The sequence below is a fragment of the Leifsonia sp. NPDC014704 genome, from assembly GCF_043083605.1.
In the GTDB taxonomy this organism is placed as follows: Bacteria; Actinomycetota; Actinomycetes; order Actinomycetales; family Microbacteriaceae; genus Leifsonia.
In genome coordinates, this window is the sequence record NZ_JBIBYW010000001.1 from 701,200 (window position 1) to 724,387 (window position 23,188).

24 protein-coding genes are annotated in these 23,188 nt (G+C 68.7%); 14 read left to right on the plus strand and 10 right to left on the minus strand.

The annotated features are described in order from the left end of the window. Nucleotides 1-17: 17 nt before the first annotated feature. Nucleotides 18-2,111, minus strand: coding sequence for a transketolase (gene tkt, locus ACF1AJ_RS03440; protein ID WP_391506117.1), 2,094 nt, complete (start codon nt 2,109-2,111; stop codon nt 18-20). Between the two features lie 305 nt (nt 2,112-2,416). Between tkt and ACF1AJ_RS03445 the strand changes: the two genes are divergently transcribed. Both ACF1AJ_RS03445 and ACF1AJ_RS03450 read left to right on the plus strand, forming a co-directional pair. Then, the gene (locus ACF1AJ_RS03445; protein ID WP_391506118.1) at nt 2,417-3,337 is read left to right on the plus strand and encodes a heme o synthase; all 921 of its coding nucleotides are present in this window, start codon (nt 2,417-2,419) and stop codon (nt 3,335-3,337) included. Between the two features lie 70 nt (nt 3,338-3,407). Next, the gene (locus tag ACF1AJ_RS03450; RefSeq protein ID WP_391506119.1) at nt 3,408-3,968 is read left to right on the plus strand and encodes a GNAT family N-acetyltransferase; all 561 of its coding nucleotides are present in this window, start codon (nt 3,408-3,410) and stop codon (nt 3,966-3,968) included. Here the strand turns inward: ACF1AJ_RS03450 and ACF1AJ_RS03455 are convergent. Then, a complete protein-coding gene (locus tag ACF1AJ_RS03455) occupies nt 3,942-4,883 on the minus strand; it encodes a heme A synthase (protein ID WP_391506120.1) in 942 nt (313 codons plus the stop codon). The two genes, ACF1AJ_RS03450 and ACF1AJ_RS03455, sit on opposite strands and share 27 nt — an antisense overlap. A 329-nt stretch (nt 4,884-5,212) precedes the next feature. Here ACF1AJ_RS03455 and sufB point away from each other — a divergent pair, with 329 nt between their 5' ends. The 6 genes from sufB to ACF1AJ_RS03485 all read left to right on the plus strand — a co-directional run bounded on the left by sufB (nt 5,213) and on the right by ACF1AJ_RS03485 (nt 11,025). Continuing rightward, nucleotides 5,213-6,631 (plus strand): Fe-S cluster assembly protein SufB, encoded by a 1,419-nt coding sequence (gene sufB, locus ACF1AJ_RS03460; RefSeq protein ID WP_309859852.1) that lies wholly within the window; start codon nt 5,213-5,215, stop codon nt 6,629-6,631. Continuing rightward, nucleotides 6,628-7,848 (plus strand): Fe-S cluster assembly protein SufD, encoded by a 1,221-nt coding sequence (sufD, locus tag ACF1AJ_RS03465; RefSeq protein ID WP_391506121.1) that lies wholly within the window; start codon nt 6,628-6,630, stop codon nt 7,846-7,848. Before sufB ends, sufD begins: the two co-directional genes overlap by 4 nt. Continuing rightward, a complete protein-coding gene (locus tag ACF1AJ_RS03470) occupies nt 7,848-8,177 on the plus strand; it encodes a non-heme iron oxygenase ferredoxin subunit (protein ID WP_018191125.1) in 330 nt (109 codons plus the stop codon). The genes sufD and ACF1AJ_RS03470 overlap by 1 nt, the downstream gene beginning before the upstream one ends. A gap of 2 nt (nt 8,178-8,179) precedes the next feature. Next, nucleotides 8,180-8,974, plus strand: coding sequence for a Fe-S cluster assembly ATPase SufC (sufC, locus tag ACF1AJ_RS03475; protein WP_391506122.1), 795 nt, complete (start codon nt 8,180-8,182; stop codon nt 8,972-8,974). A gap of 18 nt (nt 8,975-8,992) precedes the next feature. After that, nucleotides 8,993-9,322, plus strand: a complete 330-nt coding sequence (locus tag ACF1AJ_RS03480; RefSeq protein WP_391506123.1) for a metal-sulfur cluster assembly factor — start codon at nt 8,993-8,995, stop codon at nt 9,320-9,322. Between the two features lie 104 nt (nt 9,323-9,426). Continuing rightward, the gene (locus tag ACF1AJ_RS03485; RefSeq protein WP_029043033.1) at nt 9,427-11,025 is read left to right on the plus strand and encodes an ABC-F family ATP-binding cassette domain-containing protein; all 1,599 of its coding nucleotides are present in this window, start codon (nt 9,427-9,429) and stop codon (nt 11,023-11,025) included. A gap of 99 nt (nt 11,026-11,124) precedes the next feature. On the opposite strand, the gene ACF1AJ_RS03490 is transcribed toward ACF1AJ_RS03485, so the two are convergent. The 3 genes from ACF1AJ_RS03490 to ACF1AJ_RS03500 are packed head-to-tail and all read right to left on the minus strand — an operon-like array spanning nt 11,125 to nt 12,523. After that, a complete protein-coding gene (locus tag ACF1AJ_RS03490) occupies nt 11,125-11,988 on the minus strand; it encodes an SURF1 family protein (protein ID WP_391506124.1) in 864 nt (287 codons plus the stop codon). Further along, complete coding sequence (locus ACF1AJ_RS03495) at nt 11,985-12,209, minus strand: hypothetical protein (protein WP_172823194.1); 225 nt, start codon at nt 12,207-12,209, stop codon at nt 11,985-11,987. Before ACF1AJ_RS03495 ends, ACF1AJ_RS03490 begins: the two co-directional genes overlap by 4 nt. A gap of 5 nt (nt 12,210-12,214) precedes the next feature. Further along, nucleotides 12,215-12,523: a DUF3099 domain-containing protein gene (locus ACF1AJ_RS03500; protein WP_309859844.1), complete on the minus strand. Its 309-nt coding sequence runs from the start codon at nt 12,521-12,523 to the stop codon at nt 12,215-12,217. A gap of 89 nt (nt 12,524-12,612) precedes the next feature. On the opposite strand from ACF1AJ_RS03500, the gene fabG reads away from it, so the two are divergent. Then, nucleotides 12,613-13,323: a 3-oxoacyl-ACP reductase FabG gene (gene fabG, locus ACF1AJ_RS03505; protein ID WP_309859842.1), complete on the plus strand. Its 711-nt coding sequence runs from the start codon at nt 12,613-12,615 to the stop codon at nt 13,321-13,323. 91 nt (nt 13,324-13,414) lie between these two features. Here the strand turns inward: fabG and serB are convergent, their stop codons facing one another. Both serB and ACF1AJ_RS03515 read right to left on the minus strand, forming a co-directional pair. Beyond that, nucleotides 13,415-14,080, minus strand: a complete 666-nt coding sequence (gene serB, locus ACF1AJ_RS03510; protein WP_391506125.1) for a phosphoserine phosphatase SerB — start codon at nt 14,078-14,080, stop codon at nt 13,415-13,417. Further along, nucleotides 14,077-15,321, minus strand: a complete 1,245-nt coding sequence (locus tag ACF1AJ_RS03515; protein WP_309859838.1) for a glucose-1-phosphate adenylyltransferase — start codon at nt 15,319-15,321, stop codon at nt 14,077-14,079. The genes serB and ACF1AJ_RS03515 overlap by 4 nt, the downstream gene beginning before the upstream one ends. Nucleotides 15,322-15,368: 47 nt before the next feature. Here ACF1AJ_RS03515 and glgA point away from each other — a divergent pair, with 47 nt between their 5' ends. From glgA to ACF1AJ_RS03530, 3 genes are all read left to right on the plus strand, one after another. After that, nucleotides 15,369-16,559, plus strand: coding sequence for a glycogen synthase (gene glgA / locus ACF1AJ_RS03520; protein ID WP_391506126.1), 1,191 nt, complete (start codon nt 15,369-15,371; stop codon nt 16,557-16,559). 30 nt (nt 16,560-16,589) lie between these two features. Then, on the plus strand, nt 16,590-17,390 hold the full coding sequence (locus ACF1AJ_RS03525; protein ID WP_391506127.1) for an ABC transporter ATP-binding protein: 801 nt from the start codon (nt 16,590-16,592) through the stop codon (nt 17,388-17,390). 155 nt (nt 17,391-17,545) lie between these two features. Beyond that, complete coding sequence (locus tag ACF1AJ_RS03530) at nt 17,546-17,797, plus strand: type B 50S ribosomal protein L31 (protein ID WP_018191113.1); 252 nt, start codon at nt 17,546-17,548, stop codon at nt 17,795-17,797. A gap of 272 nt (nt 17,798-18,069) precedes the next feature. On the opposite strand, the gene ACF1AJ_RS03535 is transcribed toward ACF1AJ_RS03530, so the two are convergent. The 3 genes from ACF1AJ_RS03535 to treS all read right to left on the minus strand — a co-directional run bounded on the left by ACF1AJ_RS03535 (nt 18,070) and on the right by treS (nt 20,982). Continuing rightward, nucleotides 18,070-18,390, minus strand: a complete 321-nt coding sequence (locus tag ACF1AJ_RS03535; RefSeq protein WP_391506128.1) for a DUF4190 domain-containing protein — start codon at nt 18,388-18,390, stop codon at nt 18,070-18,072. A gap of 70 nt (nt 18,391-18,460) precedes the next feature. Beyond that, nucleotides 18,461-19,147: an exonuclease domain-containing protein gene (locus tag ACF1AJ_RS03540; protein WP_391506129.1), complete on the minus strand. Its 687-nt coding sequence runs from the start codon at nt 19,145-19,147 to the stop codon at nt 18,461-18,463. 125 nt (nt 19,148-19,272) lie between these two features. Further along, nucleotides 19,273-20,982, minus strand: a complete 1,710-nt coding sequence (gene treS / locus ACF1AJ_RS03545; protein WP_018191110.1) for a maltose alpha-D-glucosyltransferase — start codon at nt 20,980-20,982, stop codon at nt 19,273-19,275. A 198-nt stretch (nt 20,983-21,180) separates the two neighbouring features. Here treS and ACF1AJ_RS03550 point away from each other — a divergent pair, with 198 nt between their 5' ends. Both ACF1AJ_RS03550 and ACF1AJ_RS03555 read left to right on the plus strand, forming a co-directional pair. Beyond that, on the plus strand, nt 21,181-22,116 hold the full coding sequence (locus ACF1AJ_RS03550) for an alpha/beta fold hydrolase (protein WP_391506130.1): 936 nt from the start codon (nt 21,181-21,183) through the stop codon (nt 22,114-22,116). Continuing rightward, the gene (locus tag ACF1AJ_RS03555; RefSeq protein ID WP_391506131.1) at nt 22,113-23,186 is read left to right on the plus strand and encodes a glycosyltransferase family 4 protein; all 1,074 of its coding nucleotides are present in this window, start codon (nt 22,113-22,115) and stop codon (nt 23,184-23,186) included. The genes ACF1AJ_RS03550 and ACF1AJ_RS03555 overlap by 4 nt, the downstream gene beginning before the upstream one ends. The last annotated feature ends 2 nt before the right edge of the window (nt 23,187-23,188 follow it).

A 23,188-nucleotide genomic window follows, 5' to 3' on the forward strand; every position in this document is an offset into this window, starting at 1 on the left:
TCCTCTTGTGCCCGCGCTCAGAGCGACGCGAGCGATTCCTTCGCTGCGGACACGGCGTGCTCGGTGGTCATACCGAACTCGCGGAACAGCGTCTTGTAGTCGGCCGATGCACCGAAGTGCTCGATCGAGACGCTCCGGCCGTGGTCGCCGACGATCTTGTCCCAGGCGAGCGACGCGCCGGCCTCGATCGAGACGCGGGCCTTGACGGCCTCGGGGAGCACCTTCTCGCGGTACTCGGCGGGCTGCTCCGCGAACCACTCGAGGCTGGGCGCGGAGACGACGCGGGCGTTGATGCCCTCGCCGCGCAGCTCCTCGCGGGCCTCGAGCGCGATCTGGACCTCGGAGCCGGTCGCGATGAAGATCACGTCCGGCGTGCCGCCGGGCGCCTCGGCCAGGATGTACGCGCCCTTCGCGACGTTCTTGGCCGACGCGAGGGTGTCGCCCTCGGCGTCGCCGTCTCCGCGCTCGAACACCGGGATGTTCTGGCGGGTCAGCGCGATGCCGGCCGGGCCGTTGCGGCGCTCCAGCATGGTCTTCCAGGCCCAGGCGACCTCGTTGGCGTCGCCGGGGCGGACGACCGTGAAGTTGGGGATGGCGCGCAGCGTCGAGAGCTGCTCGATCGGCTGGTGGGTGGGACCGTCCTCGCCCAGCGCGACGGAGTCGTGCGTCCAGACGAAGATCGACGGGATGTTCATGAGGGCGGACAGGCGGAGGGACGGCCGCTGGTAGTCGCTGAAGATCAGGAACGTGCCGCCGAACGGACGCGTCGGTCCGTGCAGCACGATGCCGTTCAGGATGGCCGCCATGGCGTGCTCGCGGATGCCGAAGTGCAGCACGCGTCCGTATGGGTTGCCGGTCCACTCGTGCGTCGAACGCTCGGTGGGCACGAACGAGGCCGCGCTCTCGATGGTCGTGTTGTTCGACTCCGCGAGGTCGGCCGAGCCGCCCCACAGCTCCGGCATGACCGGCGCGATGGCGTTGAGCACCTTGCCGCTCGCGGCGCGGGTGGAGACGTCCTTGCCCGGCTCGAACACGGGGAGCGCGCTCTCCAGCTCCTCCGGCGCGGCGCCGCTCAGCAGGCGGTCGAGCAGCTGCTTGCGCTCGGGGTTCGCCTCGGCCCAGGAGTCGAAGCCCTTCTGCCACTCGGCGCGCTCCTCGGCACCGCGCTCGATGGCCTTGCGCGTGTGCTCGATGACCTCGTCGGCGACCTCGAAGGTCTGCTCGGGGTCGAAGCCGAGCACCTCCTTGACGGCGCGGAGCTCGTCGGCACCCAGGGCGGAGCCGTGGATCTTGCCGGTGTTCTGCTTCTTCGGGGCCGGCCAGCCGATGATGGTCTTGAGGATGATCAGCGACGGCTTGTCGGTGACGGCCTTCGCGTTCTCGATCGCCTGGTAGAGCTCCTCGACGTCCTCCTGGTAGACGCCGGTCTTCTTCCAGTCGACGACCTGCACGTCCCAGTGGTACGCCTCGTAGCGCGCCTTCACGTCTTCGGTGAAGGCGATGTCGGTGTCGTCCTCGATCGAGATCTGGTTGCTGTCGTAGATCGCGATCAGGTTGCCGAGCTCCTGGTGGCCGGCGAGCGACGAGGCCTCGGAGCTGACGCCCTCCTCGAGGTCGCCGTCGGAGGCGATCACGTAGACGTGGTGGTCGAACGGGCTGGTGCCGGGGGCCGCGTCCGGATCGAACAGGCCGCGCTCGAAACGCTGCGCATAAGCGAAACCGACGGCGGAGGAGATGCCCTGGCCCAGGGGACCGGTGGTGATCTCCACGCCGTCGGTGTGTCCGTACTCGGGGTGGCCGGGGGTGAGGGAGCCCCACGTGCGCAGCTTCTTCAGGTCGTCGAGCTCGAGACCGTAGCCGCCCAGATAGAGCTGGATGTACTGGGTCAGAGAGGAGTGGCCCGCCGAGAGGATGAAGCGGTCGCGGCCGAGCCAGTGCTGGTCGCGCGGATCGCGGCGCATCACCTTCTGGAACAGCAGGTAGGCCGCGGGAGCGAGGCTCATGGCGGTGCCGGGATGCCCGTTGCCCACCTTCTCGACCGCGTCGGCCGCGAGAACGCGCGCCGTGTCTACTGCCTTGTTGTCAATGGGATCCCACTGCAGTGCTGCCACGTGAAAACTGACCCTTCGTCGAATGTGGTGAGGGTCGTCGTGGAACCCGCACCGGTTGAGGTAGTGCGCGCCGTGGACGTCATCGGCGCCGAGCCATTCCTCCGTCACCGTCCTACAAAGAGTGCGGCCGGAACAGGGCTTCGGCTGGCGAGCATCTCCAAGTATAGGTAACGCGCAAGAAACATGGGGTGTTCCCTCAGACGGTTGTGTCACAGGCGGACACGGGGTAGTCGGGTGGCCCGGTCCTCGACGTGACGTAGAATCGGATACCGTCTGAGTACATCGCCGACACATCACGAGGAGCAATGGACGTCGCTGTAGAGAGCCGTGTCGAACCGGGCCGCATCGGCGTCGCTCGCAAGGTGAAGGCGTACGTCGCCCTCACCAAACCGCGGGTGGTCGAGCTGCTGCTGGTCACCACGGTCCCGACGATGATCCTCGCGGCGAACGGCATCCCGAACCTGTGGCTGGTGCTGGCCACGGTCGTCGGCGGCTACATGAGCGCAGGCTCCGCAGGCGCCTTCAACTGCTACATCGACCGCGACATCGACCGCGTCATGCGGCGCACGAAGAACCGCCCGCTCGTCACCGGCGAGCTGTCCGACCGCGAGGCGCTGGTCTTCGCCTGGGCTCTGGGCATCGCCTCCGTGGTGGTGCTGGGCTTCTTCACCAACTGGCTCGCCGCCGCGCTGTCCGTCGCGGCCATCCTGCTCTACGTCGTCTTCTACACGCTGATCCTGAAGCGCCGCACCCCGCAGAACATCGTCTGGGGCGGCGTCGCCGGCTGCATGCCCGTGCTCATCGGCTGGGCGGCCGTGACCGGCTCCCTCGGCTGGGCGCCGTTCATCCTGTTCGGCATCATCTTCCTGTGGACGCCGCCGCACTACTGGCCGCTGTCGATGAAGTACCGCTCGGACTACCAGGAGGCCGGTGTCCCGATGCTCGCGGTGGTCCGCGGTCGTGCCGTCGTAGGCCTGCAGGTCATCCTGTACGCCTGGGCGATGGTCGCGTGCTCGCTGCTGCTGATCCCGGTCGCGCACATGGGGCTGCTGTACACGGCCGTCTCCCTGGTGGCCGGCGGCTGGTTCATCTACGAGTCGCACCGCCTGTACAACCTCGCGATCCGTCACGAGACGGTGTCGCCGATGCGCGTGTTCCACGGATCGATCGCGTACCTGACGCTGATCTTCCTCGCCGTCGCGATCGACCCGCTGCTGCCGTTCTGATCGTGGGCCGGACGCAGGTTCCGGCCACGAAGTCGTGCCACGAGGCCCTCTGCGGCTCTACCATGTGCGCATGACGGCACCGGTGCTGACCCTGCGTCTGACGACGCCCCGCCTCGTGCTGGACGTGCCGACGGACGACGACATCCCGGACGTGCTGGAAGCCTGTCAGGACGTCGAGACGCAGCGGTGGGTGCCCCTCCCGTCGCCGTACACGCGTGAGAGCGCGCAGTTCTTCGTGCGCAGCTACTGCCCGCACGGTCTGGCGAGCCGCCGGTACACGGTCTGGGCGTTGCACGCGCGCGGCGGCGGCCGCCTCCTCGGCGCGCTGGAGGTCCGCAAGGACGAGCGCGCCGGGTCGGCCTCCCTCGGCTGCTGGTCGGGTCCCTGGGCGAGAGGCCAGGGCTACATGCGGGAGGCGCTGGGGGCCGTCGCCCGCTATGCGCTCGACCCCGATGGACTGGGATTCGACCGGCTGAACTGGGAGTACGTGCCCGGCAACGAGCCGAGCAGACGTCTCGCCGAGGCCGTGGGCTTCGGCTTCGGCGACGGGATGCGCTCGGTCGTCAGCCTCCACGGCGAGACGCGCGAGGCGCGTGTCGGCCGGCTAGGCCGCGACGACGTCCGCGGTTGAGCCTTCGGTCTCGCGCGCGGCGGACACGGGGGAGTAGAGCGACAGCACGACCGCCGTCATCATGGCGGCGAGCAGTGCGGCGAGCGTCATGTGGATGCCCACCAGGACTCCCGGGAGGCCGGTGTTGGCCTGGATCAGCCCGACGACGATCTGCAGCAGTTCGACCGCGAGCAGGTACTGCGTGAAGCGGCGCACGGCGGGACCGCCGACGCGGAACGCCGCCACGACCAGCACCAGCGTCAGCGCGAACGTGACATAGGCGGGGATGGCGTGCACATGCTGCAGGATCTCGGGGTTCAGGCCGCTGCGGGGAGTGTGGTCGTCGCCCGCGTGCGGTCCCGCCCCGGTGGTGACGATCCCCACCAGGATCGTGATGAGCACGACGACGGCGGTCACGGCGGCGACGGCGAGATACCAGGCGGGGACGGCCCGGTAGCGCGGGCCGGGGACGGCGTAGACGCGGACGAGGTATGAGGTGGTCAGCGTCACGAGCACGACGGACGCGACGAAGTGCATCCCCACGACCCACCAGGTGAGACCGGTGAGCACCGTGATCCCGCCGAGGATCGCCTGGAACGGCACGCCGAGACCGGCGATCAGGGTCAGCCAGAACAGATCGCGCCGCGAGCGGTACAGCTTCACGACCTGCAGGAAGGCCACGATCGCGAGCACGGCGAGCACTCCGCCCAGCACCCGGTTCCCGAACTCGATGACGCCGTGGATGCCCATCTCGGGCGTGTTGACGAGCGAGTCGGCCGTGCACTTCGGCCAGGTGGGGCAACCGAGGCCGCTGCCGGTGAGCCGCACAGCGCCGCCCGTCGCGACGAGCATGATCTGCGCAGCCAGGTAGATCCACGCGACGACGCGGGTGCGCCCGTCCACACGGTCCGGCAGCCAGGCGATGATGCGCTTCATGGTTCGGGGCTCTCTCGGTCGGATCGGCGGGGCCGGATGCGGATACTCGGGCAATGCGCAGGCGCGCCTCTACTAATACCGCGCCGCACCTGTAGAATTGGTGGGTTCGAGGAACGCGCAATTTAGCGCGTGCGCGCGGCCGGTTTCTCCGTCCGTGGCCGGGGCATCGTGGCCCGTCTCCACGAACAGTCTAGGTACGCACGTGTTGGTACGCAGTCACCGCCACCCGCACAATCAGGACGCTCAGCAGCGACCGGCGAAAGCCGTGCTTGCGGAGGGGAATGAGCCGGACTGATATCCGGTTACGAGTGGAAGGAAACGAGGTAGATATGTCAGACATCCTGATCGATCGGCCTGAGCTCGCCTCTTTGGGGCAGTACGAGTTCGGCTGGTCCGATTCCGACGCCGCGGGTTCCATCGCCCGCCGCGGTCTCTCTCCCGAGGTGGTGAAAGACATCTCGGCTCTGAAGAAGGAGCCCGAGTGGATGCTGCAACGCCGTCTCAAGGCCCTCCAGCTCTTCGAGCGCAAGCCGATGCCGACCTGGGGCGCCGACCTGTCGGAGATCGACTTCGACAACATCAAGTACTTCGTCCGCTCCACCGAGAAGCAGGCGCAGAGCTGGGAAGACCTGCCGGAGGACATCCGGAACACGTACGAGAAGCTCGGCATCCCGGAGGCGGAGCGTCAGCGTCTCGTCGCCGGCGTCGCTGCGCAGTACGAGTCCGAGGTCGTCTACCACCAGATCCGTGAAGACCTCGAGCAGCAGGGCGTCATCTTCCTCGACACCGACACCGCGCTCCGCGAGCACCCCGAGATCTTCGAGGAGTACTTCGGAACGGTGATCCCGGCCGGCGACAACAAGTTCGCCGCACTGAACACCGCCGTGTGGTCGGGCGGATCGTTCGTCTACGTCCCGAAGGGCGTCCACGTCGAGATCCCGCTGCAGGCCTACTTCCGCATCAACACGGAGAACATGGGCCAGTTCGAGCGGACGCTGATCATCGCCGACGAGGGCAGCTACGTCCACTACATCGAGGGCTGCACCGCTCCGATCTACAAGTCGGACTCGCTGCACTCCGCGGTCGTCGAGATCATCGTGAAGAAGAACGCCCGCGTTCGCTACACGACCATCCAGAACTGGTCCAACAACGTCTACAACCTCGTCACGAAGCGGGCCACCGCTGCCGAGGGCGCGACGATGGAGTGGATCGACGGCAACATCGGCTCCAAGGTGACGATGAAGTACCCGTCGATCTACCTGATGGGGGAGCACGCCAAGGGCGAGACCCTGTCCGTCGCGTTCGCCGGTCCCGGTCAGCACCAGGACGCCGGCGCCAAGATGATCCACATGGCGCCGTACACGCAGTCGTCGATCGTCTCCAAGTCGATCGCGCGCGGCGGCGGCCGTGCCGGCTACCGCGGCGAGGTGCGGATGGATGCGAACGCGCACCACTCCGCCAACACCGTGCGCTGCGACGCGCTGCTCGTCGACACGATCTCGCGATCCGACACGTATCCGGCGATCGACATCCGTGTCGACGACGTGCAGCTCGGCCACGAGGCGACCGTGTCGCGCGTGAGCGAGGAGCAGCTCTTCTACCTCATGTCGCGTGGGCTCCCGGAAGATGAGGCCATGGCGATGATCGTCCGCGGCTTCATCGAGCCGATCGCCCGCGAGCTCCCGATGGAGTACGCACTGGAACTCAACAAGCTCATCGAGATGGGCATGGAAGGCTCTGTCGGATGACGCAGATCGAGACGACGCAGACCACCGCGCCCGCCCCGACCCACATGCGAGCACCTGTCCCGGTGCAGAGCCGCGCCGAGCGGTTCACCTCGACCGAGGTGTCGGACTTCCCTGCGGTCACCGGCCGCGAGGCGATGTGGAAGTACACGCCGGTGGCGCGCATCCAGGAGCTCATCACGGGCGACCTGGACGGCTCGCCGTACGTGTACGACGCCACGACGGCCCCCGGTGTGACCACCGCGTGGATCGGCCGTGACGACGCCCGCATCGGCGCTGCAGGAAAGCCCGAGGACCGCGCCTCCGCCAACGCCTGGACGGCCTTCGAGCAGGCGCTGCTCGTGACCATCGGCGCCGACCTCAGCGGAGACCGTCGCGAGGTCACGCTGACCCGCTCCGCCCTCGGCGGACCGGCGCGTGCCGCGCACACGGTCGTCGAGGTCGCCCCGGGAGCCGTGGCGACCCTCATCCTGCAGAACACCGGATCGGCGCACCTGACCGAGAACGTCGAGTTCCTCCTGGGTAAGGATGCCGACCTCACGGTCGTGTCGCTCCAGGAGTGGGACGACGAGGCGCTCCACGTCGCCGCCCACTTCGCCGAGCTCGGCGAGGGCGCGCGCATCAAGCACGTCGCCGTCACTCTCGGCGGCGGTGTCGTCCGGCTCAACCCGTCGGCCCACCTGGCCGGCGCGCGAGCGGACGCCGAGCTCCTCGGCGCCTACTTCGCCGACGCCAGCCAGCACCTCGAGCAGCAGGTGTACGTCCACCACGACGGCCCCGAGACCCGCAGCCGCGTGACCTACAAGGGCGCGCTGCAGGGCCAGGGCGCTCGCACGGTGTGGATCGGCGACGTGCTCATCGGCCCGAAGGCCGTCGGCACCGACACCTACGAGCAGAACCGCAACCTCGTCCTCACCGACGGGGCCCGCGCCGACTCCGTGCCGAACCTCGAGATCGAGACCGGCGACATCGTCGGCGCCGGTCACGCGAGCGCCACCGGCCGTTTCGACGACGAGCAGCTGTTCTACCTCCAGTCCCGCGGGATCCCGGAGGAGGAGGCGCGCCGCCTGGTCGTGCGCGGCTTCCTCGCCGAGATCGTCCAGCAGATCGGCTCGCCGGCGCTCCAGGAGCGCCTGCAGGCCAAGATCGAGGACGAGCTGGAATCGGCGTCGGTCACCGCGTCGGCGCCCTCCGCGCCGGCCGCCGGGGCCGAGAACTGATGGCGGGCCAGCGCGTCGCAGCCGTCGCGGAGCTGGTCGAGAACCAGGCCACCCGCGTCGTGCTCGACGGCGTCCCCATCGCCGTCGTCAAGGACTCGTCCGGTGCGGTGCACGCCATCGGCGACACCTGCACCCACGGCGAGATCTCGCTGTCCGAGGGTTTCGTCGAGGACGAGACCCTGGAGTGCTGGGCGCACGGCTCCCAGTTCTCCCTCGTGACCGGCAAGCCCCTCAACCTCCCGGCTTACGAGCCGGTCCCCGTGTTTCCCGTCGAGATCATCGACGGAGACGTCTTCATCGACCCCAGCGCCCCGAAAGTGAACAACTAACCATGTCAGTCCTCGAGATCCGCGACCTCCACGTCACCGTCGAGACGGACCAGGGCACCAAGCCCATCCTGAACGGCGTCGACCTCACCATCAACGAGGGTGAGATCCACGCGATCATGGGCCCGAACGGCTCCGGCAAGTCCACCCTGGCCTACACGATCGCCGGTCACCCGAAGTACACCGTGACCCAGGGCTCGATCACGCTCGACGGCGAGGACGTCCTCGCGATGACCGTCGACGAGCGTGCGCGTGCCGGCCTCTTCCTCGCGATGCAGTACCCGGTCGAGATCCCCGGTGTCACCAACACCAACTTCCTCCGCACCGCCAAGACGGCGATCGAGGGCCAGGCGCCGTCCATCCGCACCTGGGTGAAGGACGTCCGCGAGTCGATGGGCGCCCTGCGCATGGACTCGTCGTTCGCCGAGCGGAACGTCAACGAGGGCTTCTCGGGCGGTGAGAAGAAGCGCAACGAGATCCTTCAGCTCGAGCTGCTCAAGCCGAAGTTCGCCGTGCTCGACGAGACCGACTCGGGCCTCGACGTGGATGCGCTCAAGATCGTTTCCGAGGGCGTCAACCGGGCGAAGGCCAACACCGGCCTCGGCATCCTGCTGATCACGCACTACACGCGCATCCTCCGCTACATCAAGCCGGACTTCGTGCACGTGTTCGTCGCCGGCCGCGTGGCTGAGCAGGGCGGACCGGAGCTCGCCGACCGCCTGGAGGAGGAGGGCTACGACCGCTACGTCGACGCCCCCGAGCCCGCAGCCGCCTCGGCGGCCGAAGTCGCCGGATCCTGAGAGAGGTAGAATCCTCACATGCCCGCCACTTTGAGCTCAGCGCTCTTCGACCAGGTCGAGGAGGCGCTGAAGGACGTCATGGATCCCGAACTCGGGATTAACGTCGTCGACCTGGGCCTCATCTACGACCTGGCCTGGGATGACGAGAACAACGCGCTCATCATCTCGATGACGCTCACCAGTGCCGGCTGCCCGCTGACCGACGTGCTCGAGGAGCAGACCGCCGAGGCGCTCGACGGCATCGTCGAGGCGTTCCGCATCAATTGGGTGTGGATGCCGCCGTGGGGCCCCGAGCGGATCACCGACGACGGCCGCGACATGATGCGCGCCCTCGGCTTCGCAATCTAAGACATCCCCTCCAACAGTTCCGGACTTTTTCGACCGCGCCGTGGCGTGTCGGGCCGAAAAAGTCCGGAACTGTTTGCTGAGAACCGAGTAGAGAAGAGATCGACGTGCTTGCCGTGCAGGGGCTGGAGCTGCGCGTTGGCGCACGCCTTCTGATGGAGGACGTGAGCTTCCGCGTCGCCGACGGGGACAAGATCGGACTCGTCGGCCGCAACGGCGCCGGCAAGACGACACTCACCAAGGTCCTCGCCGGCGACCTGCTCCCGACGGCCGGCAAGGTCGACCGCTCCGGCGACCTCGGGTACCTTCCGCAGGACCCGCGCTCCGGCAACCTGGACGACCTGGCGCGCACGCGCATCCTCGACGCCCGGGGCCTCGGCTCGATCGTGCTCGGGATGCAGCAGGCGACCGTCGACATGGCGAGCACCGACTCCGCGGTGTCCGAGGCCGCGATGAAGAAGTACGGCCGGCTGGAGGAGCGCTTCCATCTGCTCGGCGGGTACGCGGCCGAGGCCGAAGCCGCATCCATCGCGTCCAACCTCAACCTGCCGGATCGCATCCTCGACCAGCCGCTGAAGACCCTCTCGGGCGGTCAGCGCCGCCGAATCGAACTGGCGCGCATCCTGTTCTCCGACGCCCGCACGATGATCCTCGACGAGCCGACGAACCACCTGGATGCGGACTCGGTCATCTGGCTGCGCGAGTTCCTGAAGAACTACACCGGCGGCTTCATCGTCATCTCGCACGACGTGGAGCTGGTCGGCGAGACGGTCAACCGCGTCTTCTACCTGGATGCGAACCGCCAGGTCATCGACATCTACAACATGGGCTGGAAGAACTACCAGCGCCAGCGCGCCGCCGACGAGGAGCGCCGCAAGAAGGAGCGCGCCAACGCCGAGAAGAAGGCGGGCGCCCTGCAGCTGCAGGCGGCGAAGTTCGGCGCGAAGGCGACGAAGGCGGCCGCGGCGCACCAGATGGTCGCGCGCGCCGAGAAGCTGCTCGCGGGCCTCGAGGAGGTGCGCCAGGTCGACCGGGTCGCGAAGCTGCGGTTCCCGACCCCGGCGCCGTGCGGACGAACGCCGCTGCAGGCGAGCGACCTCTCCAAGAGCTACGGCTCGCTCGAGATCTTCACCGCCGTCGACCTCGCGATCGACCGCGGCTCGAAAGTCGTCGTGCTCGGGCTGAACGGTGCGGGCAAGACCACGCTGCTGCGGATGCTCGCGGGTGTCGACAAGCCGGACACCGGCCAGGTCGAACCCGGACACGGACTGCGCATCGGGTACTACGCGCAGGAGCACGAGACCATCGACGTCGAGCGCAGCGTCCTCCAGAACATGGTGTCGTCCTCGCCGTCACTGACCGAGACAGAGGCCCGCAGGGTGCTCGGCTCGTTCCTGTTCACGGGCGACGACGCGCACAAGCCGGCCGGTGTGCTCTCCGGTGGCGAGAAGACCCGGCTCGCGTTGGCGATGATCGTCGTGTCTGGGGCGAATGTGCTGCTTCTCGATGAGCCCACCAACAACCTCGACCCGGCGAGCCGGGAGGAGATCCTGGATGCGCTGGCTCACTACGAGGGCGCCGTCGTGCTGGTCAGCCACGACGAGGGCGCGGTCGAGGCGCTGAATCCCGAGCGCGTCCTCATCCTCCCCGACGGCGTCGAGGACCACTGGTCGCGCGACTACCTCGACCTCATCTCCCTCGCCTGAGGCCTCCCCGCCCCCGTCGAGTACGCACAAATTGCACGCCCCGAGCCTCCGCGGCGTGCAATTTGTGCGTACTCGACGGTGGGGGTGCGGCGCGAGGGGTCAGCGGGCGGCGTCGAGGAGCTCGTCCTCGACGTCGGCGTCGGTGCGCTTGGCGCGACGGCGACGCTCGCGTGCGGCAGCGCGCTCGCGCTCCGCGGGGTCGTCCGAGTTGCGCTTGCGGTACTCCGTCACGAGCGCGTAGCCGAGGCCGAAGAACCCGATCAGGGCGAAGATGATCCACTGGATCATGTACGACCAGTGCAGCCCCTCATCCTGTGTCGGCGGGCTGGTCACGGTCGGCGTCGGCGCTGTAGCGGGGGCCGGGTCCTCGCTGTCGAGCAGCCCGTACGCGCCCGTGTAGACGTCGGCGCCGCCGAGCTTCTCTTTGACCACGGACAGTTGGATGGTTCCCACCTGATCACCCGTCGCCGTTCGCCCGGCGATGGCCGGCTCGCTCGCCTTCAGCCGCGCGACCACCGTCACGGTTCCGGCGGGTGCGGCCGGCACGTGGTCGGGGGAGTCCGTCGTGTTGCCGGTCGGTACCCAGCCGCGATCGACGATGAACAGCGAGCCGTCGGCGGTGCGCAACGGTGTGAGCACCTCGAAGCCCGGGCTCCCGTTGAACGGACGGTTGCGGACGAGGAGCTGCTTGTCGCGCTCGTACGTCCCGGTCACGGTGACGCGCTTCCACTCCTGCTTCGGCGAGTACGCGCCGAGCGACGGCAGCTCCTCGGTAAGCGGGACGGGGGACTGGTCGAAGTTCGCCGTCACCAGGGCGTTCGCTGCCGCCGCCTCCTTGCTGCGGGCGAGCTGCCAGTTCGACAGGAAGCCGCACGCGATCGCGAACACGATCGCGAAGGCGAGATACCCCAGCCAGCGGCGGGAGAACGCGAAGCGCCACCCGTCGGTCGTCGATCCGGTCACGCGATCGGCCCCCCGGCGGCGACCTCGGCCGCCGGCACGACGCGCAGGGGGAAGTCGCGGGCAGCCAGGAACTCGCGGAGGAAGTCGACGTGCTCATCGCACGCCAGCCACACCTTCACGCGGTCAGCCGAATGGATGCGCGGGTTGCGCCACTCGATGCGCCACGACGCGGTGTCTCGGCAGCCGGCGCGCGAGCACGTGAGCGGCTCCGGCTCGCCCATCCCGATCACTGGCCCTCCCGAGGCTCGTCCTTCTGCGCCGGCGGAGGCGGCGCAACTGGAACGATACTGCCTGGACGCTGAACATCCACTCGACCCTGCTCCACCGAGACGTTGGCGATGACGACTGCGAAATAGGGGAGGAAGATCGCTCCGACGAGCGGGATGGCGGCCCACCAGCCGGGGACGATGACCGCGGCGATGAGGCACAGCACGCGCACTCCCATGGCGACCGAATACTTGATCATCCGGTGCCGTCGCTCCTCATCGGGAGAGAGGGGGAGACTCGTGATCGACGGTGCTGAGGGCTTCTTCATGTGCGTTGAGTCCAGCGTACGTCCATAAACTTGGGTTCGGCCCTGCTGGGGTCGAATCTGCAGAAAGCCGTCTTCCTGAAGGGAATCGCATGACCACGCCACGCACCGTCCTCGTCACCGGAGGCAACCGGGGGATCGGCTTCGCCATCGCCGAGGAGTTCGTCGCCCAGGGGCATCGCGTCGCGGTCACCGCGCGGTCGGGAGAGGGCCCGGAGGGCGCGCTGACGGTGCGGGCGGACGTCACCGACGCCGCCTCGGTCGACGCCGCATTCACCGAGGTCGAGGAGAAGCTCGGCCCGGTGGAGGTCGTGGTCGCGAACGCGGGCATCACCAAGGACACCCTCCTGATGCGCATGACGGACGAGGAGTTCGACTCGGTCATCGAGACGAACCTCGGCGGCGCCTTCCGCGTCGTCAAGCGTGCGAACAAGGGGATGCTGAAGGCGCGGTTCGGCCGCATCGTGCTGATCTCGAGCGTCGTGGGGCTGTTCGGCGGCGCCGGGCAGGTCAACTACGCGTCGTCGAAGGCGGGACTGGTCGGCATGGCGCGGTCCATCACCCGCGAGCTGGGCGCCCGCGGCATCACCGCGAACGTCGTCGCCCCCGGCTTCATCGAGACCGACATGACGGCGGCGCTGCCCGAGGCGCAGCAGGCCGAGTACAAGAAGAGCATCCCGGCCGGACGGTTCGCGTCGGCCTCCGAGGTCGCGAAAGTCGTGACGTGGATCGCCGGGGACGACGCCGGCTACATCTCCGGCGCGGTCATCCCGGTCGACGGCGGCCTCGGGATGGGGCACTGACCCACGCACACAGCTCCTGAGTTTTTCGGCCCCGCGCCGGCGTGTCGGGGCGAAAAACTCAGGAGCTGTCTGCCGCTCAGCTGTCGGGTTCTCAGCCGCGGAGGCCGAGGAGCGGGAGCACCTGCGAGAGGTCGGGGCGGTCGATCACCAGGTCGGCCTCCGCACGCACGCGGGGCTTCGCGTTAAAGGCGACGGACAGGCCGGCCTCCGCCATCATCCGCAGGTCGTTCGCGCCGTCGCCGATGGCCACGGTCTGGCGCAGGTGGACTCCGGCGTCTGCGGCCCAGAACAGCAGCGCCTGAGCCTTGGCCGCCGCATCCACCACCGGTCCGTCGACCTCGCCGGTCAACTTTCCGTCTGCGACGACCAGCCGGTTGGCGCGCCAGTGGTCGAGGCCGAGGCGTTCGCCGATCGGGTCGAGCAGCTCGTGAAAGCCGCCGGAGACCACGCCGACGACGCCACCGGCCGCCTGCACTCCGGCGATGAGCTCGGGGACGCCCTCGGTCACCCGGATGCGCTCGCCCACGTGCTGGAACACGGAGGCGGGGAGGCCGGCGAGGGTGCGGACCCGTTCGCGCAGGCTCTCCTCGAAGTCGAGCTCACCCCGCATGGCGCGCTCGGTGATCTCGGCGACCTCCGGACGTGACCCCGCCTCGTCGGCGAGCAGTTCGATGACCTCGTCCTGGAGCAGCGTGGAGTCGGCGTCGAGGACGACGAGGACGGAAGCGGACCCGGTGTGCTGTGCGGTGGTCGTCATGGAACGACGTGCACGCCCTTGCCGACGACGGTGATGCCCGAGTCGGTCACCGTGAAGCCCCTGGCGCGGTCGCGGTCCGGGTCGACGCCGATCTGCGCGCCCTCGGCGACCACCACATCCTTGTCGAGGATGGCGCGGCCGACGAACGCGTTCGGCTCGATGATCGCGCGCTCGAAGACGACCGAGTCGACGACCTTCGCACCGGAGTCGACCTTGGCCCACGGGCCGAGGACGCTCCGCTCGAGGTGGGCGCCGGAGATCACGGAGCCGAGCGAGACGATGGAGTCGATGGTCGTGCCGAGCGCGCCGCGGCCGTCGCGCACGATCTTCGCCGGCGGCGAGTTGAGCACCTGGCTGAAGATCGGCCAGGAGCGGTTGTAGAGGTTGAACACCGGCAGGGCCGAGATGAGGTCCTGGTGCGCCTCGAAGAACGAGTCGATGGTTCCGACATCCCGCCAGTAATAGCGGTCACGTTCGGTCGAGCCGGGGACGTCGTTGTTATTGAAGTCGTAAACCCCCGCCTCGCCGCGCGCGACGAAGTCAGGGATGATGTCGCCGCCCATGTCGTGGTTGGAGTCCGGGCGGTCGCCGTCGCGCACCACGGCGTCGATGAGCGCATCGGCGTCGAAGACGTAGTTGCCCATGGAGGCGAGCACCTCGTTCGGGGAGTCCGGGAGCCCCATCGGGTCGCGCGGCTTCTCGCGGAAGGCGCCGATGCGGTCGGGGCGCTCCGGCTCGACCTCGATGACGCCGAACTGGTCCGCGAGCCCGATCGGCTGGCGGATTGCGGCCACCGTCGCGGGGGCCCCCGAGGCGATGTGCGCCTCGATCATCTGGCCGAAGTCCATCCGGTAGACGTGGTCGGCGCCGACGACGACGACGATGTCCGGCTTCTCGTCGCGCAGCAGGTTGAGGCTCTGCAGGATGGCGTCCGCAGACCCCGAGAACCACCGCTTCCCGAGGCGCTGCTGCGCGGGGACCGATGCGATGTAGGAGCTGGTGATGCCGTCGAGCCGCCAGGTCTGCGACACGTGGCGGTCGAGGCTGTGCGACTTGTACTGGGTGAGCACGACGATCTGGCGCAGCTGCGAGTTGATCAGGTTCGACAGGGCGAAGTCGATGAGGCGGTACTGGCCGCCGAACGGGACGGCGGGCTTCGCCCGGTCCGCCGTCAACGGCATCAGCCGCTTTCCCTCTCCGCCCGCGAGGACGATGCCGAAGATCTTCTTGCCTGATGCCATGTCCACAACAGTAGAGGCGAACTGATCGCTGTACTAGCGTTTCGGTCATGCGCGTCGATCTGCTCACCCGGGAGTATCCGCCGGACATCTACGGCGGGGCCGGGGTCCATGTGACCGAGCTCGTGAAGGCTCTGCGGACCGACACCGAGGTGATCGTCCGCGCCTTCGGCGAGCCCCGGGACGAGCCGGATACCGCGTCGTACCGCGTGCCCGCAGAGCTCGCCGACGCCAACGGGGCGATCGCCACGCTGGGCGTCGACCTGCAGATGGCGCAGGACTGCGGGGGAGCGGATGTCGTCCACTCGCACACTTGGTATGCGAACGGCGCCGGTCACCTGGCGAAGCTGCTGCACGGCGTCCCGCACGTCGTCACGGCGCACAGCCTGGAGCCGCTACGGCCGTGGAAGGCCGAGCAGCTGGGCGGCGGCTACCGCGTGTCCAGCTGGATCGAGAAGACCGCGTTCGAGGCGGCGGACACGGTGATCGCGGTGAGCGATGGGATGCGCCGCGACATCCTCGCCTCCTACCCGCAGCTCGACCCGACGAAGGTCGTCACGATCTACAACGGCATCGACCTGGAGCGCTGGCAGCCGCTGCGCGACGACGACCGCGCACGTGCGCTCGGGATCGACCCTGAGCGCCCGGCGGTCATCTTCGTCGGCCGCATCACCCGCCAGAAGGGGCTGCCGTACCTGCTGCGCGCGGCCAGGATGCTGCCGCCCGAGGTGCAGGTCATCCTGTGTGCCGGAGCGCCGGACACTCCGGAGATCCTGGCCGAGGTGAGCGGGCTCGTCGAGGAGCTGCAAGGCGAGCGGGACGGCGTGGTCTGGATCGATCGTCTGCTCCCGAACGACGAGCTGCGCATCGCACTGACCGCATCCACCGTCTTCGTCTGCCCGTCGATCTACGAGCCGCTCGGGATCGTCAACCTCGAGGCGATGGCGTGCGGGCTGCCCGTGGTCGGAACGGCGACCGGCGGCATCCCCGAGGTCATCGTGGACGGGGTGACGGGACGGCTGGTGCCCATCCGGCAACTCCAGGACGGGACGGGCACCCCGACCGACCCCGAGGCGTTCGTCAGAGACCTCGCGGCCGCCCTCACCGAGGTGGCCGGCGACCCTGTGCGCGCGGCCGAGATGGGTCGCGCGGGGCGCGAGCGGGCGGAGACCTCGTTCAGCTGGACGGCCATCGCCGAGCAGACGCGCGACGTGTACCGGTCCCTCGCCGGTCGTCACTGACCCGTGTCCGGCGACGGTAGGCTGGAAGGCATGGCCGACAGCGTTCTCCGACTTTCCGACGTGTCCGTTGTGCGGGACGGCAACCCCGTCCTGAAGGGTATCGACTGGGCGGTCGAACCGGACGAGCGGTGGGTCATCCTGGGCCGGAACGGCGCAGGGAAGACCACCCTGCTGCAGATCGCCGCGGCGGCTCTGCACCCGAGTTCGGGCGAGGCCGTCGTGCTGGGCGAGTCGGTCGGCCACACCGACCTCGCCGAGCTGCGTCCGCTCCTCGGCTTCGCATCCAGCGCTCTCGCCCGCCGCATCCCGCGCAACGAGCGCGTGCTGGATGTGGTCATGACGGCCGCTTACGCCGTGACGGGTCGCTGGAACGAGCTCTACGAGGACATCGACGAGCGCAGGGCGCACCGGGTGCTCTCCGAGTGGCACCTCGACCACCTCGCCGACCGTACGTTCGGCAGCCTGTCCGACGGCGAGCAGAAGCGCGTGCAGATCGCCCGATCGGTGATGACCGATCCCGAGATCCTGCTGCTCGACGAGCCGGCGGCCAGCCTCGACCTCGGCGGCCGCGAGGAGTTGCTCCAGCTGCTCGGCGGATACGCCAGCGACCCGAAGTCGCCCGCGATCGTGATGGTCACCCACCACGTCGAGGAGATCCCGCAGGCCTTCAACCGTGCACTGCTATTGAAGGACGGCGAGATCACCGCTCAGGGCCCGATCGGCGAGGTCCTGACGAGCGAGAACCTCAGTGCGACCTTCGACATCGACGTCCAGATCACCGAGTCCGACGGCCGCTACACCGCCCGGGCGCGCCAGGGCGTCGAGGGCTGATCGGCCGCCGTCGATCTGCTAGACTCGATAGCTGGCCCCCGATCCGATTGTGCCTTCACGGCTGCAATCCATGGCTCTCGGGTCTGAAGCTTCCCGTCCACGCGGTCTGCGCGGACACGACCGAACCGACTACTAGCTGCAACAAGGAAGTCCTGATGAAGACTGGCATCCACCCCGACTACGCCCCGGTGGTTTTCCGCGACCTGGCCTCGGGTGCGACGTTCCTCACCCGCTCCACCGTGTCGAGCGACAAGACCATCGAGTGGGAGGACGGCAACACCTACCCGGTGATCGACGTCGAGATCTCGTCCGAGTCGCACCCGTTCTACACGGGCAAGCAGCGCATCATGGACTCGGCCGGCCGCGTCGAGAAGTTCAACTCGCGCTACAAGAGCTTCGGCAAGTAAGCCGCTTCACGAAGGCCCCCGTCGATTCGACGGGGGCCTTCGTTGTTTCTGTGCGTGCTTGCCGTCGGAGATTCGCCGCCCACCGTCGGAGTTTCGGCCGGAACGGCGGCAGATCTCCATCCGCACCGCGGTCCGTCGGAGATTCGGCGGGGTTTCACCTACGCAAGCCGCGACGGCGTCAGCGCGGTTCGACGGCGCCTCACCCGCGGGAACTCCAGACGCACGAAGGCCCCCGTCCGCCGGACGGGGGCCTTCGACGTTGCAAGACGAGCTCAGTTGTAGTTGTAGTTGTTCATCGCTGCGCCGAGCGACGCGAAGAAGATGATGGTGAAGATGATGCTGAAGGCGACCGACACGAAGCCGATGATGATGGCCGCGATCGCGAGGCCGCGGCCCTGTTCGCCGGTGCGCTTGATCTGGTTGAGGGCGATGAAGCCCAGGATGATGCCCACGATGTTGACGATGAAGGACAGGATGAAGGCCACGATCGACATGGTGTTCCAGCCGGGCTGCGCGCCCTGGTACTGCTGCTGGTAGCCGGCGGGCTGCTGCTGCGGCGGGAGGGGCTGCGGGTTCAGGTTGGAGTCGCTCATGCGGCACAATCTAGCGGGCCAGCGCCCGGTGCAGTAGCCCCCGCATGCGGGGGAAGCCCGCGGGCGGTGCTCAGCGGATGGGCCAGGCGCCCGACGTCGTGAACTCCGGGTCGCGCTCGCGCCGCATGTACTCCTGAAAGTCGGCGGCCTGCTCGCGGCACCAGTCGACCTGGCGGCGGTGCAGTTCGGCGGCCTCCAACGCCAGGGCCTCGGCGTGGATGCGGGCCAGCGCTTGCGCGACGCGGCCGGCCGCGATGGCGTCGGCCCCCGCATCGTGCGCGGCGAGGAGGTCGACACCGTAGTGGGTCGCGGTGACGGTGAGCGTGCGCTTGCCACGGCGGTACTTGTCCACCGCCTTGTCGATGACGAGCGGGTCGATGATGGGGCCGGGGGAGACGAGCGGGGCGACGCCGTGGCGGCGTGCCTCGCGGTCGAGGAGCGTGAAGTCGTAGGGCGCGTTGTAGGCCACGACGGGGATGCCGCGATCGAACAGGCTGCGCAACTGCGCGACGATCGCGGCGACCGCTCTGGCCGCATCCATCCCGTGCTCACGGACCCGCTCGGTGGTGATGCCGTGCACCGCTGTCGCCTCGGAGGGGATCTCGACCTGCGGATCGATCAGCCAGTCGCGGCGGTGAAGCACCTCACCGGTCTCGTCGAGGAGGCCGACGTGGGCGGTGACGATCCGGGCCGATTCGACGTCGATTCCGGTGGTCTCGAGGTCGAACACCCCGAGTCGCTGGTGCCACGTGCTCATGCCCTCACGCTAAGCGGACCCACCGTCATCCCCCGGGAACGGCACGCCGAGGTGCACGTAGTTGCGCTCGACACGCCGGGGGAGGGCGCAACAAGGTGCACCTCGGCGAACCGGGGAACCGCGGCTCAGTCGCGGCGCGGCTCCATGTGCAGCCAGTAGAAGTTCTGCGTGCCGAGGGTGAGCGTGAAGCGGCCGTCGTCGGCGACGGTCGGGAACTCCGCACCGCCGAACAGGTCGTACAGGGTACGGCCGGCGAATTCCGGTGCCTCCAGCGTGACCGACACGGGATTGTGCGCGAACGAGAACACGCACAGCACGTCCTCCGGCTGGTCGCCGAAATGCGTGCCGCTGCCCGCATACGAGCGCACGAACGCCAGGACGGACTCGTGGTCGGTCGGCAGTACGCGGATGTCGCCCAGCCCGAAGACGGGATGCGCCTTCCGCACGTGGATCACGTTGCGGATCCAGTGCAGCAGCGACCGCGACTGCGCGAGCTGCGCCTCCACGTTCACCTGGTTGTAGTGGAACACCAGCGACTGCACGACGGGCAGGTAGAGCTTGCCCGGGTCGGCGCTGGAGAAGCCGGCATTGCGGTCCGGCGTCCACTGCATCGGGGTGCGGGAGCTGTCGCGGTCGGGCAGCCAGATGTTGTCGCCCATCCCGATCTCGTCGCCGTAGTACAGGAACGGGCTGCCGGGGAGCGAGAAGAGCAGTGCGTGGGCGAGCTCCAGCTCGGCACGGGAGTTGTCGAGCAGCGGTGCGAGGCGGCGCCGGATGCCGATGTTGGCGCGCATTCGCGGGTCGTAGGCGTACCAGCCGTACATCGCCTGCCGGTACTCCTCGCTCACCATCTCGAGCGTCAGCTCGTCATGGTTGCGGAGGAACACGCCCCAGGCGGCGCCGTCGGGCACGTCCGTGGTCTCGGAGAGCACCCGCACGAGCTCGCTCGCCTGCTGCGACCGGAGCGCGTAGAAGATGCGCGGCATCACCGGGAAGTCGAACGCCATGTGGCACTCCGGCTCCTCCTCGCTGCCGAAGAACGCGGCGACCTCGCGGGGCCACTGGTTGGCCTCGGCGATCATGATGCGGCCGGGGTACTCGCGGTCCACCCACTCGCGCAGCTTGATGATGAACTCGTGGGTCTTCGGCTCGCCCTCGCCGTTGCCCTCGTCGGACTCGTACAGGTACGGGATGGCGTCGAGCCGGAAGCCGTCGACGCCCAGGTCGAGCCAGAACCGGACCACGTCGTACATCGCCTCGTGCACGGCCGGGTTCTCGAAGTTGAGGTCCGGCTGGTGCGAGAAGAACCGGTGGAAGTAGAACTGACGCCTGGCCTCGTCGAACGCCCAGTTGGAGTCCTCGGTGTCGACGAAGATGATGCGGATGTCCGGCCACTTGTCGTCCGTGTCGTTCCACACGTAGAAGTCGCCGTACGGGCCTTCCGGGTCGGAACGCGACTGCTGGAACCACTCGTGCTGATCGGAGGTGTGGTTGATCGGCAGGTCGATGATGATGCGCATGTTGCGCTCGTGCGCCTTCGTGACGAGCTCGCGGAACTCGTCGATCGTCCCGAACTCGGGGAGGATCGACGTGAAGTCGGAGACGTCGTAGCCGCCGTCGCGCAGGGGCGACCGGAAGAACGGCGGGAGCCAGAGCGCGTCGATGCCGAGCCACTGCAGGTAGTCGAGCTTGGAGGTGAGGCCCGCGATGTCGCCGGAGCCGTCGCCGTTGCTGTCGACGAAGGATCGGACCATGACCTCGTAGAAGACCGACCGGCGGTACCACTGGGGGTCGAGGGCGAGCCCGGGCAGCGTGATGGGCGCGGTGAAACTCACGGTTCTCCTTCAGCAGGGTAAATCGGGGGTGGTGCCGGGAGCGGATCAAGCGGGGAGGTGCGGGGGCGGAGCGTGTGCTGAGCCGGGCGGCCGCCGGGGGAGCGGCATCCGGTGCAAGCGGTTACATCCAGAGAAGTCTAGGACGTGCGGGCGGTGCCCTGTCCAGTCCTGTCCGGACCCTGCCTAGACTGGGGAGCGATGACTGTCTCCTCACCCTACGCCGCCGCCCTGGAGCGGGTGCCCGTACGCGAAGAGGCGGTCGCTGTGCTCGGCTCGACGACCCGGTACTGGGACTACGGCAACCGGGATGCGACGACCACCCTGGTGCTCGTCCACGGCTTCCGCGGCGACCACCACGGTCTGGAGCCGGTGGTCGCCCAGCTCGATGGCATCCGCATGATCTCGCCGGACCTCCCCGGGTTCGGCGCGTCCACGCCGATGACCGAGGCGGCCCACGACATCGTCGGCTACGGCCGCTGGCTTCGCGCGTTCGTCGGGGGGCTCGGTCTGAGCGGACGCGTTGTGCTGCTCGGGCATTCGTTCGGGTCGATCGTCGTGTCCGGAGCGCTGGCGGAGGCGGCCGGCGGGGGCGGCGAGGCCAGCGCGGCCGAGCGCCCGGCCCGCGTCGTTCTCGTCAATCCGATCGGCCAGCCGGCGCTGGAGGGTCCGCGCGGCGTGTTCACCCGGCTCGCGATCTTCTATTACTGGCTCGCAGCGGTACTGCCCGAGCGGCTCGGATTCGCGCTGCTGCGCAACCGGGTGATCGTGCGCGTGATGAGCATGGCCATGGCGAAGACGAAGGAGCCGGCACTCCGGCGCTGGATCCACGACCAGCATGACCGCTACTTCTCGGCGTTCAGCGACCGGCGGGTGGTGCTGGAGGCGTTCCGCGCCTCGGTGTCGCACGATGTCAGCGAGTACGCGGGACGCATCCCGGAGCGCACGCTGCTCGTCGCCGCCGAGAAGGACGACATCACGCCCATCGCGGCCGAGTACCGCCTGCAGACGCTGTTCCCGGATGCGGAGCTCGTCGTCATCCCGGATGTCGGCCACCTCATCCACTACGAGACTCCGGCGGCGGCCGCCCGTGCCATCCAGCGCTTCGTCGCGGAGCTGCCGGGGGAGCGCTCGTGAGGATCCTGTTCGACTGCCGCTACACGCGCATCGGCCGGCACGACGGCATCAGCCGCTACACGGCCGGCCTCGTCACCGCCCTCGCGAAGCGGCACCCGGTGACGATGCTGATCAGCGACCATCGGCAGCTGGAGATGCTGCCCGACCTGCCGTGGGAGCTCATCCCGTCGCCCACGTCGGCGGGCGAGCCGTGGGTCGCGCGGACGGTCAACCGCCTCAAGCCGGACGTCGTGTTCACGCCGATGCAGACGATGGGCGGCTTCGGGCGCAAGTACCGGCTGGTGCTGACCGTGCACGACCTCATCTACTACCGCCACCCGACGCCGCCGCGCGACCTGCCGGCGTTCGTACGGGGGCTGTGGCGGCTATACCACCTGGCGTGGTGGCCGCAGCGCCTGCTGCTGAACCGCTCCGACGCGGTCGTGACCGTGTCGGAGACGACGAAGGCGCTCATCGCCGAGCACCGCCTGACCAAGCGGCCGGTGCACGTCGTGCCCAATGCGGCCGACATGCCCGAGCTCGCACCCGGCCGGGCGGAGCGCACCGCGGCGGAGAGCAAGAGCCTCGTCTACATGGGCTCGTTCATGCCGTACAAGAACGTGGACACGCTGGTGCGTGCGGCCGCGCTGCTGCCGGAGTACACGCTCCACCTGATGAGCCGGGTGTCGGATGCGGAGCGGCAGCGCCTGACCGAGCTCGCACCGGGTGCGCGCATCGTCTTCCATGACGGCGCCAGCGACGAGGAGTACGCGGAGACGCTCGCCGCTGCGACGGCCCTCGTGACGGCGTCGCACGACGAAGGGTTCGGCATCCCGCTGGTGGAGTCGATGACGCTCGGCACGCCGGTGGTCGTCAGCGACATCCCGATCTTCCGGGAGATCGGCGGGGAGGCTGCACTGTACTTCGACGCGGATGCGCCGGAGCAGGTGGCGGCGCGGGTCCGGCACCTCGAGGAGGACGGCGTGTGGGCGGCTCGGTCGGCGGCCGCGCGTGCTCAGGCGGCGCCGTACACGTGGGACGGCTCGGCGGAGCGGCTGCTGGCGGTGCTCGAGGGCGTCGCGTCGCGCTGACG